Origin of the sequence: Streptomyces collinus Tu 365, from assembly GCF_000444875.1 — a bacterium.
GTDB classification, from domain to species: Bacteria; Actinomycetota; Actinomycetes; order Streptomycetales; family Streptomycetaceae; genus Streptomyces; species Streptomyces collinus_A.
Genome location: NC_021985.1, coordinates 3,281,303 through 3,297,231, shown reverse-complemented (window position 1 = coordinate 3,297,231; position 15,929 = coordinate 3,281,303). Strand labels below are relative to the sequence as shown.

General features: G+C 72.4%; 12 protein-coding genes and 1 tRNA gene. 11 read left to right on the top strand and 2 right to left on the bottom strand.

The features are described from left to right. Positions 1-166: 166 nt before the first annotated feature. The gene (locus tag B446_RS14235) at positions 167-811 is read left to right on the top strand and encodes a GNAT family N-acetyltransferase (protein ID WP_043478281.1); all 645 of its coding nucleotides are present in this window, start codon (positions 167-169) and stop codon (positions 809-811) included. 836 nt (positions 812-1,647) lie between these two features. Here B446_RS14235 and B446_RS14230 read toward each other — a convergent pair. Beyond that, positions 1,648-1,723 (bottom strand) — tRNA-Arg (locus B446_RS14230). Between the two features lie 271 nt (positions 1,724-1,994). Between B446_RS14230 and B446_RS14225 the strand changes: the two genes are divergently transcribed. The 4 genes from B446_RS14225 to B446_RS14210 all read left to right on the top strand — a co-directional run bounded on the left by B446_RS14225 (position 1,995) and on the right by B446_RS14210 (position 8,626). Continuing rightward, positions 1,995-3,602, top strand: a complete 1,608-nt coding sequence (locus B446_RS14225; RefSeq protein WP_020940141.1) for a dynamin family protein — start codon at positions 1,995-1,997, stop codon at positions 3,600-3,602. 3 nt (positions 3,603-3,605) lie between these two features. Beyond that, positions 3,606-6,185 (top strand): GTPase, encoded by a 2,580-nt coding sequence (locus B446_RS14220; RefSeq protein WP_020940140.1) that lies wholly within the window; start codon positions 3,606-3,608, stop codon positions 6,183-6,185. Positions 6,186-6,426: 241 nt separating this feature from the next. Further along, positions 6,427-6,909, top strand: a complete 483-nt coding sequence (locus B446_RS14215; protein WP_020940139.1) for a single-stranded DNA-binding protein — start codon at positions 6,427-6,429, stop codon at positions 6,907-6,909. Positions 6,910-7,273: 364 nt separating this feature from the next. Beyond that, complete coding sequence (locus B446_RS14210; RefSeq protein ID WP_020940138.1) at positions 7,274-8,626, top strand: Cys-Gln thioester bond-forming surface protein; 1,353 nt, start codon at positions 7,274-7,276, stop codon at positions 8,624-8,626. A 96-nt stretch (positions 8,627-8,722) separates the two neighbouring features. Here B446_RS14210 and B446_RS40755 read toward each other — a convergent pair whose 3' ends face one another. Next, positions 8,723-10,300: a helix-turn-helix domain-containing protein gene (locus tag B446_RS40755; protein WP_020940137.1), complete on the bottom strand. Its 1,578-nt coding sequence runs from the start codon at positions 10,298-10,300 to the stop codon at positions 8,723-8,725. Positions 10,301-10,609: 309 nt separating this feature from the next. Between B446_RS40755 and B446_RS14200 the strand changes: the two genes are divergently transcribed. From B446_RS14200 to B446_RS14175, 6 genes are all read left to right on the top strand, one after another. Continuing rightward, entirely contained in the window at positions 10,610-11,149 is a 540-nt protein-coding gene (locus B446_RS14200; protein ID WP_020940136.1) for a DUF4232 domain-containing protein, read from the top strand. Positions 11,150-11,562: 413 nt separating this feature from the next. Further along, positions 11,563-11,835, top strand: a complete 273-nt coding sequence (locus B446_RS14195; protein WP_020940135.1) for a hypothetical protein — start codon at positions 11,563-11,565, stop codon at positions 11,833-11,835. 115 nt (positions 11,836-11,950) lie between these two features. Beyond that, complete coding sequence (locus B446_RS14190; RefSeq protein WP_020940134.1) at positions 11,951-12,358, top strand: hypothetical protein; 408 nt, start codon at positions 11,951-11,953, stop codon at positions 12,356-12,358. Between the two features lie 617 nt (positions 12,359-12,975). After that, positions 12,976-14,640 carry an energy-dependent translational throttle protein EttA gene (gene ettA, locus B446_RS14185; RefSeq protein ID WP_020940133.1) on the top strand — a complete coding sequence of 555 codons (1,665 nt, stop codon included), beginning with the start codon at positions 12,976-12,978 and terminating at the stop codon, positions 14,638-14,640. Between the two features lie 6 nt (positions 14,641-14,646). Next, positions 14,647-15,060, top strand: a complete 414-nt coding sequence (locus B446_RS14180) for an acyl-CoA thioesterase (RefSeq protein ID WP_020940132.1) — start codon at positions 14,647-14,649, stop codon at positions 15,058-15,060. Further along, entirely contained in the window at positions 15,057-15,734 is a 678-nt protein-coding gene (locus tag B446_RS14175; RefSeq protein WP_020940131.1) for a hypothetical protein, read from the top strand. Before B446_RS14180 ends, B446_RS14175 begins: the two co-directional genes overlap by 4 nt. The last annotated feature ends 195 nt before the right edge of the window (positions 15,735-15,929 follow it).

Below are 15,929 nucleotides of genomic sequence, written 5' to 3'. Positions count from 1 at the left end.
AGACGTTCTTCGGGGACGTACGGCCTGCTGCCGGTGGACGCCCGGCGCCCAAGCGGGCCCGCGAACTGGGACCTGTGGCCGAGCGCTTGGCCATCCCGAAGCCGCTCGGGGGGAACCCGGGGAAATCCGGATGCGGCGGGTCGGCCCGGCTGGCTACCGTCCGGACGTGGCCCACACCTACCCCCCGCTGAACGTCGAAGTGCGCACGCCGCGCCTGACGTTGGCCGGCGCGTCCGACGATCTGCTGGAACGTCTCGTGCCGCTCGTACGCGCCGGGGTCGCCGACGCCGAGCCGTGGCCGTTCGACGACCCGATCTCCTTCTACGCCGACAACCCCGAACGCGAGTGGCGGTGGCTGCGCGGCATCTGGGCCGGCCGCGCCCGAGTGAGCCCGGACGCGTGGCGGCTGTACTTCGCCGTGCTGGTCGACGGCGAGCCGGTCGGCATGCAGGACCTCATCGGCACGAACTTCACCCGGTTCGGCACGGTGTCCAGCTTCTCGTGGCTCGCCCCCGGCAGCCGAGGACAGGGGCTCGGCAAGGAGATGCGGGCGGCGATCCTGCACCTGGCCTTCGCGGGCCTGGGGGCACGTGAGGCGGGCAGCGACGCCTTCATGGACAACAAGGCGTCCAACCGCATCTCCCAGGCCCTGGACTACGAACCGAACGGCACGGACTGGGACACCCGCCGAGGCGAGCCCGCGAGGATCCAGCAGTGGCGCCTCACGAGGCAGACGTGGGAACGAACCCGCCGACCCGACATCGCCCTGACCGGAGTCGAGGAGTGCCTGCCCGTCCTGGGCATCGGCTGACGGAGCACACGGGGTCGTCAGCCGACGGGCCGACCCCGATCCCGGAGCAGGACCTGCACCGACTGCGGATGGGGCCAGGGCATCTGTTCCAAGTAGGTCAGCCTGGTCCAGTTGAGCCTCCAGAAGCCGATGGCCACGCGTCCATGCCCGGGATGGGTTCGAAGCACTGGTGCCATGCACGACGCTCGTCGGGCCGGGGGAGCGGCTCCATCACCTCCCCGGCCCCGAAAGCGATGACGGTGACTTCGCAATCTCTGCTCCCGCGGGCCATGTTCGGGCGCGCGTCCCCCAAGGTCCACGGCTCGCTGAGCTGCCCGCACCGCATGAGGGGACCGGCGGTCGCTCCACTGTCGCGGACTCGCACGAAGCAGAGGCTCGCCGGCACGACCACCGGTCCCACGTCCCCGAGCTTGCGAGCACCCTGGGCCCGCGCAGCGTATCCACACGTCACGCCGCTCGAAAAGCGAGTTTCACCCGTAATCCGCGACGTCACCCCGGCGCCCGCACGCGACCGCTGCCGTCGGCGCAGATGACGGACCGGCCGGCCACAGCGCCCCGTGCCGCGTGTCCATTTACGCTCGGTGCGCCGCTGGGCACCTCCAGGACGTGAAGCAGCGGATTCTGGCGCGTGGGGACCTTCCCGAGGTGCCTGAGGCCGGCTGACGGCCGCCTGAGCACTTCTCCGCGTATTCACCGCAGCCACCCGCAGGAACCCGGTGACAGCCGGACAGCGCCGGACCCTCCCCGCGATCACCGGGGGCGGTCCGGCGTTCTTCTGCGTGCGGCGGCACCCGCCCTGACCAGCAAAAAGCCCTCCCGAACGGGAGGGCGAGGGGTGGCGCCCCCGGCAGGACTCGAACCTGCGGCCAAGCGCTTAGAAGGCGCCTGCTCTATCCACTGAGCTACGGGGGCCTGGTGCGGGACAAGGATAAAGCTCCCCGTTCCTTGACCCGGTTGCTTCGCCTCCGTGGCTCGATGTGGAGGTTCGGTGAAGCGGTCCTGATAATCGCAGGCAGGTACGAATCGTGCACCGCTTTTGGCCTCCGACGCACCGGGTGTTGTGCACTCGTTATGCCTGGACTGTGCCTCCGTCCCAGTCATCCCTTACATCCGATGTGTTCCATCGGCACGCTGAGATGTCCATATGCTTCAGAAATCCCATAAACTTGGGCATTCTTCACATGTGGTGACCTTGGACGTACGGCCTCAGCTGCTCGACACACTCTCCGCGTTGCGCGACCGTGTCGCGGCCGCACGCTTTCCGCTGCCCCTGGCCGGAGCCCCCCGCGCGCGTGCGAACCGTGACGAACTCCTGGCGCAGCTAGACGACTATCTGCTGCCCCGGCTACGGGAGCCCGAGGCGCCTCTGCTGGCGGTCGTCGGCGGGTCCACCGGAGCGGGCAAGTCCACCCTGGTGAACTCGCTGGTGGGCCGGCGGGTGAGCGAGGCGGGGGTGTTGCGGCCGACGACCCGCACACCCGTCCTCGTCTGCCATCCGGAGGACCATCACTGGTTCAGCGGCACCCGCGTGCTCCCCGCGCTCACCCGTGTGTGGGTGCCCGACAGGGACACGGGCGACGATCTGCTGCCCTCCGGCGACGGCCCGCCGCGCGTGCTGCGCATCGAGACCGCCGAGACCCTCCCGCGCGGCCTCGCCCTGCTGGACGCCCCCGACATCGACTCCCTGCTCGCCGACAACCGTGCCCTGGCCGCCCAGCTGATCTGTGCCGCCGACATCTGGGTCATGGTCACCACCGCCGCACGCTACGCGGACGCCGTCCCCTGGCACCTGCTGCGCACCGCCAAGGAGTACGACGCCGCCCTGGTGACCGTCCTGGACCGGGTGCCCCACCAGATCGTCTCGGAGGTCTCCCGCCAGTACGGCGCCCTGCTCAGCAAGGCCGGACTCGGCGAGGTGCCCCGCTTCACCGTGCCCGAGCTGCCCGAGTCGGCCTGGGGCGCCGGGCTGCTGCCGGCCAGCGCCGTGGCCGCCCTGCGGACCTGGCTCGTGCACCACGCCCAGGACGCCGGGGCCCACCGCACCGTCATGGCCCGCACCGCCTACGGCCTGCTCGACTCGCTGAAGGCGCGCGTTCCGGAGCTGGCCAGTGCCGCGGCAGCCCAGTACGCGGCCGCCCTCCGGCTCACCGCCGCCGTCGACGGCGCCTACGACACCGAGCACGCGCGCGTGCGCGGCCGCCTGCAGTCCGGGGCGGTGCTCGCCGGGGACGCGCTCAAACGCTGGCGTGCGTTCCCCCTCGACTGCACGGCGGGCGAACTGCTCGACGCCCTGGTCGAAAGCCTCGCCGCCCTGCTGTTGTGCGCCGTCACCGCCGCCGACGAGCGTGTCGACGACACCTGGCGGCGCGAACCCGCGGGCGAAGCCCCCGGACTCACCGGCCGCGACCCCTCCGTGGAGAGCGCCGAGCACCGCATCGGGCTCGCCGTACGGCGCTGGCGGCGCGAGCTGGAGGAGTACGCCGAGGAGGAGGTGCGGCACCTCGAGCGCAGCACCGCGCCCGACTCCGAGGCCATCGCCGCCCTCGTCGCCACCGCCCTGCTGGGCGGCCGCCGGGCGCGCAATGCCGGCGAGGGCCTCGCCGAGCGGCTCGGCGCCCACGGCGCGCTCCGGCTGCGCGACCGCTCCGGACGCCTGCTGACCGATTACGTCGACCGCGTGATGCACACCGAACGCGAGCGGCGTCTCGCCCCCCTCGACGCCCTGGGTGTCGACGCCGGGCCCCAAGTCGACCTCATCGCCGCGCTGTCCGTACTGCAGAAGGAGAGGTGACCGGTGACCGCCGTCACTGACCACGACCACACGGACCACATGGATCAGCTCGATCGCTCGGATCACTTGAAGCGCATGGACCACACGGAGCAGGCAGACGGTCACGGGGGAGTGGATTCCGGCAGCCGCGGCACCAGGGACGTACCCGCGGGGCGGGGACCGGCACCGGACCAGGTTCCCGCGACCGGTACGGACGCCCCGGCCGCTCCGGGCACCGCAGGCACCCCGTCCCAGGGGAACGCCGGCGAAGGCGCCCCGCGGCCGGCCGAGGGCGGGCACGCGCGCGTACCCGAGGAGCGCCGGGACGGCGAACGGCAGGCCCGGGTCCCGGAGGCGAACCACGGCGACCAGGAACGGCACGCGCGCGTGCGGCCTCCGGAGGCGGAGACCTACGGAGCCGGCGGAGCCGACGACAGCGGCGGCGATACGGGTGCCGCCTCCAGGCGCCGTGGGGACGGCGCCACGGCCGGCGACACCGGCGGCAGCAACACCAGTGGCGCCGCCAACACCAGCGGCGCTGCCAACACCAGTGGCGTCAAAACCGGCGGTGACAGGGACGGTGCCAAGTCCACTGCCGCGTACCGCCCCACGAACGGTGCCGCGTACGGCGAGAGGTCCGGCTCCCGCGGCGACTCCGGTCCCAGCCCGGCTTCCGGCTCGGGCTCGGGTCCGGGCTCGAATTCGGGTCCGGGCTCGGGTTCGGCACAAGGTTCCGGCTCCGGTCCCAGTTCCGGTACGGCGGCGGGGCCCGCGTCCCGTACGGCATCGGTCTCCACGTCCGGTACGCCAGCGGGCTCCACGTCCCGTGAGGCCTCCGGCTCCGACCCGGACGCCGACCTCGACCTCGACCCCGACTCCGACTCCGAAGCCTGGGACGACGGCCTCATCGCGCGGCGCGTGACGGAGAGCAACGCCGCCGCCCTCGCCGCCGAGCGTGCCGCACTGCTCGACGTCCCCGCCCGCGCCCCGGGCGGCCACAACCCCGTACCGCTGGCCTACGACGGCCCCCTGCGCTCGCGCCTCGACGCCCTGCGGGAACTCGTCGGCCTCTCCCGGGCCCGCCTGGACAGCCGCACCCTCGCCGAGGCGGGCCGGGTGCTGGACGAGGCGGCCGCCCGCCGCAAGCTGTCCGGCCGGCACACCGTCGTCGCCATCGCGGGTGCCACCGGCAGCGGGAAGTCGCAGCTGTTCAACGCCCTCGCCGGGGTGGCGATCTCCGAGACCGGCGTACGGCGCCCGACCACGGCGTCGCCCATCGCGTGCAGCTGGAGCGACGGTGCCGCTGGGCTCATCGACCGCCTGGGCATCCCGGGGCGGTTGCGCCGCCGCCCGCTGCACAGCGCCGAGGGCGAGGGGCAGTTGCGGGGACTGGTCCTGGTCGACCTGCCCGACCACGACTCCGCGGCCGTGGAACACCGGGCGCAGGTCGACCGGATCCTGCGGCTGGTGGACGCGGTCATCTGGGTGGTGGACCCCGAGAAGTACGCCGACGCCATGCTCCACGAGCGCTACCTGCGGCCCATGGCCGGGCACGCCGAGGTCATGTTCGTCGTCCTGAACCAGATCGACCGGCTGCCCGGGGACGCCGCCGACCAGGTCCTGGACGACCTGCGCCGGCTGCTCGACGAGGACGGCGTGGCGCTCGGCGAGTTCGGTGAACCGGGCGCGACCGTGCTCGCGCTGTCCGCGCTCACCGGCGACGGGGTCGGCGATCTGCGTGACGCCCTCGGCGAGTTCGTGACGGAGCGCGGCGCGGCGGCCCGCCGGGTGGCGGCCGACGTGGACTGCGCCGCGGACCAGTTGCGGCCCGTCTACGCCACGGGGCGGCGTGTCGGCCTCAGCGAGGAGGCGCGCGAGGAGTTCGCCGCCCGGCTCGCGGACGCCGTCGGCGCCACCGCGGCCGGCGAGGCCGCCGAGCGCGCCTGGCTGCGCAACGCGAACCGGGCCTGCGGAACCCCGTGGCTGCGGCTGTGGCGCTGGTACCAGGGCCGCGGCGACTCCACCACGGGCCGCCTCCCGGTGCGCACCCAGGCCGACGAGGAGGCCACGGCCCGCCAGCGCGTCGAGCAGGCCGTCCGCACGGTCTCCGACCGGGCCTCGGCGGGGCTGCCGGCGCCGTGGGCGCAGGCGGTGCGGGAAGCGGCCGTGCGCGGCTCCCAGGGGCTCTCCGAGGCGCTGGACGAGCTGGCGGCGCGGGCCGGACTGCCGCCGGGGCGGCCGCCGCGCCCGGGGTGGTGGCCGGTGGCCGTGCTGGTCCAGGCGGCCATGACCCTGCTGCAGATCGTGGGCGGCGCGTGGCTGGCGGGCCAGATCGCCGGGGTCATGGCCCCCAACCTGGGGGTGCCGGTGCTGCTGATGGTGTGCGGCATCATCGGCGGGCCGCTCGTGGAATGGGGCTGCCGGATGGCGGCCAGAGGACCGGCGCGCCGGTACGGCCAGGACGCGGAACGGCGGCTGCGGGAAGCCGCCGGGAGCTGCGGCCGGGCCCGGGTGCTCGACCCGCTGGCGGCGGAGCTGCTGCGGTACCGCGAGGTGCGCGAACAGTACGGCCGGGTGGTGGGGAGCGGGGCCGGGGTGGGCTGAACCGGCTTCCCGGCAAGGCTGCGCCACAAAGGGCTGGGAGGCGCTCCCAGGACGTGGCTCACCCGCCCGGGTGACGGAGTTTTCCACAGATCAAGGACCGGTCCACAGCGCTCAGCGGGCCCGGCCCGACGGAGGCAGTCTGATGCCACGGCGATCACGCCGCAGGGCGGACGCCGCCGTACGGGACGGGCCCGTACGTGTGTCCACCGGCCGAAGAGGCCGGACGAGGGAGGGGATCACGATGAACGAGACCATGGTGTGCGTGGTGGGCAACGTGGCGACGCCGCCGGTGTACCGGGAACTGGCGGCCGGACCGTCGACGAGGTTCCGGATGGCGGTGACCTCGCGCTACTGGGACCGGGAGAAGAGCGCCTGGACGGACGGGCACACCAACTTCTTCACGGTGTGGGCCAACCGCCAGCTCGCCTCCAACGTGATGGGCTCGGTGGAGGTCGGGCAGCCGGTCGTGGTCCAGGGCAGGCTGAAGGTGCGCTCGGAGCAGCGCGAGGGCCAGACCTGGGTGTCGGCCGACATCGACGCGGTGGCCATCGGGCACGACCTGGCGCGGGGCACCACGGTGTTCCGGCGCGCCGCCAGGCCGGAGACGGCGTCGGCGGCGGCGCCCGCGGTGGCCCGTCCGGAGCCGGACTGGGAGACACCGGTAGCCGACGCCTCGGACGGCGAGGCGCTCCAACAGAGCCCGGAGCCAGCGATGGTGACATGACGTGAGATGGGTCGGAGGCCGGTCCGTGACGAGCTGTCGGCCCCACCGAGGCGGGCTCTTCCGGCCTGGGACGGCCGAACGTGTCCCGCGAACACCTCGACAGAATCGGTGGATTTGTCGATAAGCCCAGCTCACATCCCGTACCGGCGATAACGATTGCGGATCGGAACGGCCATCGGACGATCCGACCGGCCGACTCGGCCCGGTGTGATTCATAGGATGCCGGGCGTGCCCCTTGGGGCTGCCGATTCTGCTGGTGGGACCTTCCCCCACGTCCAACGGGTCCTGCTCGAAGGGGAATTCTGTGCTTGCTGCGTTCTCTGGGTTTCCTCGGTCCGCCCGGACGGCGGCCCGCTTCGGCGCCGTGACGCTCGTGTCCGGTCTGGTGGCCGCCGGGGTGCTGTCCGGCGCCGGTACGGCCGTGGCCGACGGGACGCCACAGCCCGAGGGCGGCGCGACGGCCACGATCGACGGTCTGAAGACCTACGGCGAGGCAGTGATCCACGGCGACGGCGGCGACCAGCGGGTGGCCGCCGGGCTGTTCCAGATGTCCGTGGACGGCGGCGGCATGCTGCAGACGTACTGCGTCGACATACACAACCCGACCCAGCGTGACGCCCCCTACCAGGAGACGTCCTGGAGCGGCACCTCGCTCGGCACCAACAGGAACGCCGGCAAGATCCGCTGGATCCTGCAGAACTCCTACCCCCAGGTCAACGACCTCGCCGCGCTCGCCCGGCAGGCAGGCGCCGGCTCGCTGACCGAGCAGGACGCGGCGGCCGGCACCCAGGTGGCCATCTGGCGCTACTCGGACGGCGCCAAGGTCGACGCGGTGGACCCCCGGGCCGAGAAGCTCGCCGACTACCTGGAGAAGAACGCCCGCGGCATCGGGGAGCCGCAGGCTTCGCTGACCCTGGACCCGCCCGCGGTCTCCGGCCGCCCCGGAGATCTCCTCGGCCCGGTGACCGTGCACACCAACGCGGGCAGCGTGACGGTGAGTCCGCCGGTCGACGCGGCCGCCGGCGGAGTCCGCATCATCGACAAGACCGGCAAGGTGATCACCTCGGCGAAGGACGGCAGCCAACTGTTCTTCGACGTACCCGAGGACGCGGCGGACGGTTCGGTGGAGCTGACGGTGCAGGGCTCCACCACCGTGCCGGTGGGCCGCGCCTTCGCCTCCGAGAGTCGCAGCCAGACGCAGATACTGGCCGGCTCCAGCGAGTCCACGGTCTCCGCGACGGCGACCGCGACCTGGGCGGCCAAGGGTGCCGTACCGGCGGTGTCGGCCCGGAAGAACTGCGCCAAGGGCGGCGTGGACGTCACCGCGGCCAACAAGGGCGACCAGCCCTTCACCTTCCAGCTCATGGGCGCGGAGCACACCATCCCCGTCGGCACGTCCCGCACGGTGACGGTCCCACTCCAGGAAGACCAGCCGTACGACTTCACGGTCACCGGCCCGAACGGCTTCAGCCGGCGGTTCACCGGAGTCCTGGACTGCAGGACCCAGGGCGCGATCACCACCGAGAGCACCCAGACCCTGAGCGAGCCGTCCCCCGCGACGGTGGGCGGCGGCACCACTCCGCCCGGCACGGACCTCGCCGCGACGGGCGGCTCGGCGGTCACCCCGATGATCGCCGGCGTGGCCATCGGCCTGGTCGTCATCGGAGGGGCGGTCCTGGTGTTCCTCCGCCGCAAGGAGATCGAGCAGGCCGACTGACGGCACTGCACGGCACTGCACCACACGACCCCGACCCCGCGCCCGGCGTCTGTGCCGACGCCGTCGCCCCGGTCGGCGGTGCCGGGGCCCCGGGGATCAGTTGCCCTCCACCCGGTACCACTCGGTGCCGCCGAGCAGGTACTCGTAGACCGGACGGCCCGGACTGCCGCTGGTGCGGAACGGCCTGCCATGGTCGTCGATCCGGATGGTTCCCTGACGGCCGCCGCTGGACCACTGCAGTTCCACGTACCAGCGCACGTCGTGGGTCCGGGCGTGGGCGGTGACGTACAGCACCTCGGGGTCGGACTGGCTGACCTTGTAGGGGACATCGCGCTGGCCGGCCTTGGGCACGATGACGGGATGACCGGCGTCGAGATCGGTGTCGAACGACCTCGTCTCGACGCCCCCGCCGCAGCCCGACGACCCCAGGTAGGCGTTCCAGGCCGGGGGCGGGCTCGAGTCGACCACGCGGACGTGCAGGGACTCGATGACCACGGTGTCGTCCCCGGTGCCCTGGACGGTCAGCGCCACCCGCTGCGCGTCGGCGGCGACGGCACCCTGCGCCTTCACCCAGCCCGGCACGTCCTGGCCCATCACCGGCGGTGAGACCCGGGCCGGGGGCCGGTCGATCAGGTACTTTCCCTCGCACTGCGGGTCGTCCCAGGCGTAGGTCCGGGTGCTCACCGTGAGCGGGACGGCCGCACCGTCCTGAGCGCCGTCGCCCGCGCCGGTCCGGCGCGCAGAGGGCCCGGCGCCGGGCGCGGCGGAGGCCGAGGCCGAGGCCGAGGCCGGGGAGCGGCTCGGGCGGGCGGACGGGGACGGGGACGCCGAGGGACGGGGCGTGGAGGCGGCGGGTTCCGGCAGCCCCGAAGCGGTCACGGTGCCGGCCGGCCGGTCGTTCTCCGCCAGGTCCGTCCCGCCGCCCTTCAGGTCGAGTGCGAGCGCGGTGCACACGGCGACGACTACGACGGTGCCCGCCGCGAAGAGGGCCCACCGCCTGCGGGCGGACCGGATGAGCGCCGGCGTGCGGCGAGCGAGGACGACGGTGTCCGCCACCGGTTCGACGGCGGAGCCGGAAGGACCGGTGTGCCCGATCGTGGGGGCGGGGGAAGCGGCCCGCTCACCGGCGGCAGCGGATGAGGGACAGGTCGGCCCGCCGGCGACGGAGGGTTCGGTGGGCCCGCTCATGGCGGTGGGGGGATCGGTGGGCCCGCTCACGGTGGCGGCGGGTGTGGTCGCCGGACCGGCCGGTGGCGCGAGCGGGGCGTCCGACGCGGCCTCCTGCCGAGGCCGGTCCGTGTGCGGGGGAGCCTGCGCGGAGCGTGGCTCCGGGCCGGAGCCGGACGGGGACGCTGTGGCCGGGGCCTCCGTGGCCCGGCCGGCGGAGTCCTGCTTCGCGTCCGCGGCGGCCCGGCGGGCGCGTTCCCGTGCCGCGTCCGCCAGGACCCAGCGCCGGTGCAGTTGGACCATCTCTTCGGGGGTCGCCCTGCACACGCGGCCGAACCGGGAGACGGCCGCGAGGTCGGCCGGAACCCCTTCCCCCTTGCAGTACCGGTGCAGCGTCGAGGTGCTCATGTGCGACCGCTTCGCCAACGCCTCGTAACTCAGCCCGGATCGCTGCTTCAGCTCGCGCAGCAACGCCGCGAACTCGGCGATCTCCTCAGCCGCCCCCACCAGTTCCCCATTCCGTTCGACATCCCAGGGAGGTCACGTTCACCCAGGTCAGAGCCGATTCGCGCATCCCGGCGTCCCACACCCCCCGATGGAATGGCCGATGGGACACCGCACGGCACAGGCTTGGGTCATCCAAGCACGGCGCCTCGCCGGGCACGGTGATCGGCCCTGCTCAACTCCCCTTCCCCGTCAGTGTTTCCGGCGCGCCCGGCGCGCGCCACGCGGCACGACCGGGAAAGGGGCGGCCGATCGGCGCGGCTCACACCACCGGAAGGCACCTTCCGGCCCCACAGAGAAAGCAGTTCCTCCATGCGCATCGTCACTCGTTCCGCCTCCCGCGCGACCGCCTCCTGCGTGGTCGCCGCCCTCGCGCTCGCCGGTGTCCAGGCCGCCGCGCAGACGGCCTCCGCCGCGACGAAGGCGGCCTCGGTCGTCACCTGCACCGCGGCGAACACCAAGGTGACCGTCACCGAGGTGTCCCGCCCGATCAACCACCTCCTGCTCAAGGCGACCAACACCGGCACCAAGCCCTGCTACGCCTACAACGCCCCCTTCCTGCGGGCCGGCGCCGACGCCCAGGCCCCGCTGGCGTGGGCCGACGAGACCACCCCGCAGGCCGTGGTGACGCTCGAGCCCGGGCAGTCCGCCTACGCGGGCATCCTGACGTCGTCCCCGGAGGGCGAGGGAGGTGCCAAGGAGACGACGCTGGGCGTGATCTTCACCAACCGCAGCGGCGGCGCGACCGCCGAGGAGAAGACCCTGAACCTGCCCCACGGCGGTGTCTTCTTCAACAGCGCCGCCGTCGTCACCTACTGGCAGGACAACGCACAGGACGCCCTGGCCTGGTAACCACCCGGTGCCCCACGCCACAGCCGCCGCCTGCCCGCACCTGTCGCCCCACCTCCACCGACGGGCGCCACCGCGGGCGGCGGCGAGCGGCACGGCGAAGACAGCGTGAACGACCGCCGCCGGAGCAGCCCGACGCGGTGCGTACTCGCGCCTACGACCTGCGGTCCAGCTCGCCGGCCGGGCGAAGCAGCACCGTTGAGGTGCTTGTGCTCGCCCCGCAGGGAGTTCCCCCGCGGCCGGACCGAAATGCGCACGGCGACGGGCTGTTCTAGCGTTGGGTGGGGGAGGGGAGATACCGCCGGGCTGTGGGTTCGCCGGGCCGGGGACTCGGCACGCGCGGTGCCACGTTCGCCACTTGGCGCCTTGAATCCGCGGGTCGGGTCCCGACCAACTCCGGAGAGCAGGTGGCTCCCATGTGCACGTCGTCTCGCGCAGCCGGCCTCCTCACCGGTCTGGCCCTCGCACTCGGCGCGGTGTTCACCGCCCCGGCCGCCCATGCGGACATCCCGGCCTGCACAAATCTGGTCCAGGGAGCGGGCGTCGAGGTCTCGGACGCCGTCAGAACGGCGTGCACCCAGGGTGTGCACAATGACCTGCAAGGCTGTGTGAGCGGCCTGACCGGGGCCGGCGTGCCGGGCGGCGCCGCGAACGGTGCCTGCCGGCTGGCGGCCAATCCCCCGAGGTGAGCGCACACTCGCGGTCGCTGTAGAGCAGCCGCGGCACAGGTCGTCCACGCCAGGGGACTTGCGCGAGCCTTGCCGGAGCCGACTATTCCCCTGACGCCGCGGGCAGACCTCCCGCATGGCGACGCCAGAGACCGACGAACAGCGGCGAGACGCGGATGCCCGTCTGTGGGAGCACCATCTGCATACCGACACCATGCTCTTCGAGCGCGGCAACCTGTTCCTCGTCGCGCAATCTCTGCTGGCGGTGGCGTACAGCAGTACTGCCACTTCGGCTTCCACACACGCGGCAGCGCGTGTCCTGGCCGGCTTCGGGCTCGCTCTCACCACCATCTGGGCATACGTGGGACACCGGTATCACTGCTACAACCGGGCCATCCAACGACGTACCGCCGAGCGTCTGGCGGACTACGCGGAAACCTATACGGCCAGCCGCATCTCCGGTCCCAGCGCGATGCCGCTGATCGCCTACGCGCTTCCGACTCTCTCCGCCGTCATGTGGATCGTCCTGCTCGTTGTCACGTAGAGGGCGCTGCTGCTCCGCTGCCGCGGGTGCTTCTCTGCTGCTCAAGCCGCTGTCACGCATTCAACCGGCATGTTCGACACGTCCCGGTTCAGGCAGAGGGACGATCAACGCGCGGCTCTTACCTACGTCCCCACGTGACGAGCCCGACGCCGACCGTGCGCGTGCCTCGCCGTCCTCGCGCGCAGCTTCACCCGTGCTGCCATCGCTGCCGGGAACGAAGCCCCAGGTCAGAGCCGCCCAGCCAGACGCTTTCATACGGATAGAGGGTGTGCCCGATGCCGTGGGGCTGGCTGGGATGGAGCTGCCTGCCCTCGGGGCCGCCGTCACGGGCGTCGTCCACTGGCTCGACGCACGCAACCACCAGGTGAGGGTCCGGCTCGACGAGTGGCAGGCGGAGGAGGAGTGATCGTCCCTGGCCGCCTCTGGGCCGTCTCCGGGCCGTGCCAGGGTGGCCGAGGCCGACCTGCGACCGGCACTGGCGGGCGAGCCACCTGCGCCGCCGTTGAAAGCCCAGGTCAGAGCCGCCCGGCCAGACGCGTTTCCGCACAGGGGTGGCGGTACGGCAAGATGGGGTGTATCTGCCCACTGCCAGATTTCAAGCTGCCGGACGGTTTCTCTTGGCTGAGTTCATTTACACCATGCGCAAGGCGCGCAAAGCGCACGGCGACAAGGTGATCCTCGACGACGTCACCCTGAGCTTCCTGCCGGGAGCGAAGATCGGTGTCGTCGGCCCGAACGGTGCCGGTAAGTCGACCGTGCTGAAGATCATGGCAGGGCTGGAGCAGCCCTCCAACGGTGACGCCTTCCTGTCGCCGGGCTACAGCGTCGGCATCCTGCTGCAGGAGCCGCCGCTGAACGAGGCGAAGACCGTCCTGGAGAACGTCCAGGAGGGTGTCGCCGAGATCAAGGGCAAGCTCGACCGGTTCAACGAGATCGCCGAGCTGATGGCGACCGACTACTCCGACGCGCTGCTCGACGAGATGGGCAAGCTGCAGGAGGAGCTGGACCACGCCAACGCCTGGGACCTCGACGCCCAGCTGGAGCAGGCCATGGACGCCCTGGGCTGCCCGCCCGGCGACTGGCCGGTCACCAACCTCTCCGGTGGTGAGAAGCGCCGCGTCGCGCTCTGCAAGCTGCTGCTGGAGCAGCCCGACCTGCTGCTCCTCGACGAGCCCACCAACCACCTCGACGCCGAGTCGGTGAACTGGCTGGAGCAGCACCTGGCCAAGTACCCGGGCACCGTCGTGGCGATCACCCACGACCGGTACTTCCTGGACAACGTCGCCGAGTGGATCCTCGAGCTGGACCGCGGCCGCGCCTACCCGTACGAGGGCAACTACTCCACCTACCTGGAGACCAAGGCCACGCGTCTCAAGGTCGAGGGCCAGAAGGACGCCAAGCGCCAGAAGCGGCTCAAGGAAGAGCTGGAGTGGGTCCGCTCCAACGCGAAGGGCCGCCAGGCCAAGTCCAAGGCCCGTCTCGCTCGCTACGAGGAGATGGCCGCCGAGGCCGACAAGATGCGGAAGCTGGACTTCGAGGAGATCCAGATCCCGCCGGGCCCGCGCCTGGGCAGCATCGTCGTCGAGGTCGACAAGCTCAACAAGGCCTTCGGTGAGAAGGTCCTCGTGGACGGCCTCAGCTTCACGCTGCCGCGCAACGGCATCGTGGGCGTCATCGGCCCGAACGGCGCCGGCAAGACCACGCTGTTCAAGATGATCCAGGGTCTGGAGACCCCGGACTCCGGTGACATCAAGGTCGGCGAGACCGTCAAGATCTCCTACGTCGACCAGAGCCGCGAGAACCTCGACCCGAAGAAGACGCTGTGGGAGGTCGTGTCCGACGGGCTCGACTACATCAACGTCGGCCAGGTCGAGATGCCGAGCCGGGCGTACGTGTCCGCGTTCGGCTTCAAGGGCCCGGACCAGCAGAAGCCGACCGGCGTCCTGTCCGGTGGTGAGCGCAACCGCCTCAACCTGGCGCTGACCCTCAAGCAGGGCGGCAACCTGCTGCTCCTCGACGAGCCCACCAACGACCTCGACGTGGAGACGCTCTCCAGCCTGGAGAACGCGCTGCTGGACTTCCCCGGCTGCGCCGTGGTCGTCTCCCACGACCGCTGGTTCCTGGACCGGGTCGCCACGCACATCCTCGCCTACGAGGGCGAGTCGCGCTGGTTCTGGTTCGAGGGCAACTTCGAGTCGTACGAGAAGAACAAGGTCGAGCGCCTCGGCGCGGACGCCGCGCGCCCGCACCGTGCCACCTACAAGAAGCTGACCCGGGGCTGATCGATCTTGCGGCACCTCTACCGCTGCCCGCTGCGCTGGGCGGACATGGACGCGTACGGCCACGTCAACAACGTGGTGTTCCTCCGCTATCTGGAGGAGGCCCGTATCGACTTCCTGTTCCGCCCGGACAAGGATTTCCAGCAGGGGTCCGTGGTGGCGCGCCATGAGATCGACTACAAGCGGCAGCTCGTCCACCGGCACCACCCGGTGGACATCGAGCTGTGGATCACGCAGATCCGGGCCGCGTCCTTCACCATCACCTACGAGGTGAAGGACGAGGACGTCGTCTACGTGCGGGCGTCCACCGTGGTCGTGCCGTTCGACTTCGAGGCCCAGCGGCCGCGCCGGATCACCGAGGAGGAGCGCGAGTTCCTCCTCGGGTACACGGACGACGCGGCCGAGGAGGCCGTCGCCGCATGACGGTGCTCCACCTCGCCGACGAGACGGAGGCGGCGGACCTCGCCGCCTTCCTCTCCCGGCTGCTCCACTACGACCGGGGAGCGGCGGTGCGGCTGCAGGCGGCGGGCACCGCGCTCGCCGTGTTCGGGCGGCCGCCGTCCTTCGAGGTGCTGGCGGTCCGCGCGGTGCGGCTCGCGAAGCCGTACGAGAACGGGCTCGACGTCACCCTCGACGTGACCGTCTCCGCGGGTGAGTTCCTGGAGTCCCTGGACGAGCGGGCGGCCACGGCCGCCGTGCCGGCGGCGGTCACCGGACCGCCGTGGGCCGGGCTCCTGCCGCCGCGGGGCGGCTGGCGGGCCGAGCCGGGGCTGCCGGCGCCGGACGTGCTGCGGGCGAGGGTCGCCGAGGCCGTCGCCGAGTTCCGCTCCCGTACCGAGGAGATGGCGCCGGAACTGCGCACCCGCGCGGAGCTGGACCGGATCGGCCGGGACATCTGGTCCCGCGAGATAGAGCGCACCCCGCTCCCGGTACGGGTCGTGCACGCGGCCCAGTCCCTGGGCTTCCTGCGGCCCGGCGTCGGGGCGGCCGACACCGCGCTGTTCTCCTCCGGAGCGTGGCTCAGGCTGCGGACACCGTACGGCTCCGTCGCCGTACGCCGCGCCGGCCTCGGCACCCTCGGCATCAGCGTCCGTTAGCCGACCGACCGACCGACCGCCCACCGCACCGCCCGGCCCGGTCCCCGAGGGGGCCTGCCGGCTGCGTGGCTCCCCGTGCCCGCCGGTCCCAGCCGCTGACCGGGTCCCGTCGGCGGTACCTGCGGCCGGTCCGCCGGCGCTCACCGAGCGGCCCGCACAGGCGCCCCCGGGCACGCCGTTCCCGGCGCCCGTCGC

Bases quoted from the DNA above. Each gene is read 5' to 3' on its own strand.
- B446_RS14215 (WP_020940139.1), top strand. From the start codon at position 6,427: ATGAACGAGACCATGGTGTGCGTGGTGGGCAACGTGGCGACGCCGCCG.
- B446_RS14200 (WP_020940136.1), top strand. From the start codon at position 10,610: ATGCGCATCGTCACTCGTTCCGCCTCCCGCGCGACCGCCTCCTGCGTG.
- B446_RS14195 (WP_020940135.1), top strand. From the start codon at position 11,563: ATGTGCACGTCGTCTCGCGCAGCCGGCCTCCTCACCGGTCTGGCCCTC.
- B446_RS14190 (WP_020940134.1), top strand. From the start codon at position 11,951: ATGGCGACGCCAGAGACCGACGAACAGCGGCGAGACGCGGATGCCCGT.
- B446_RS14175 (WP_020940131.1), top strand. From the start codon at position 15,057: ATGACGGTGCTCCACCTCGCCGACGAGACGGAGGCGGCGGACCTCGCC.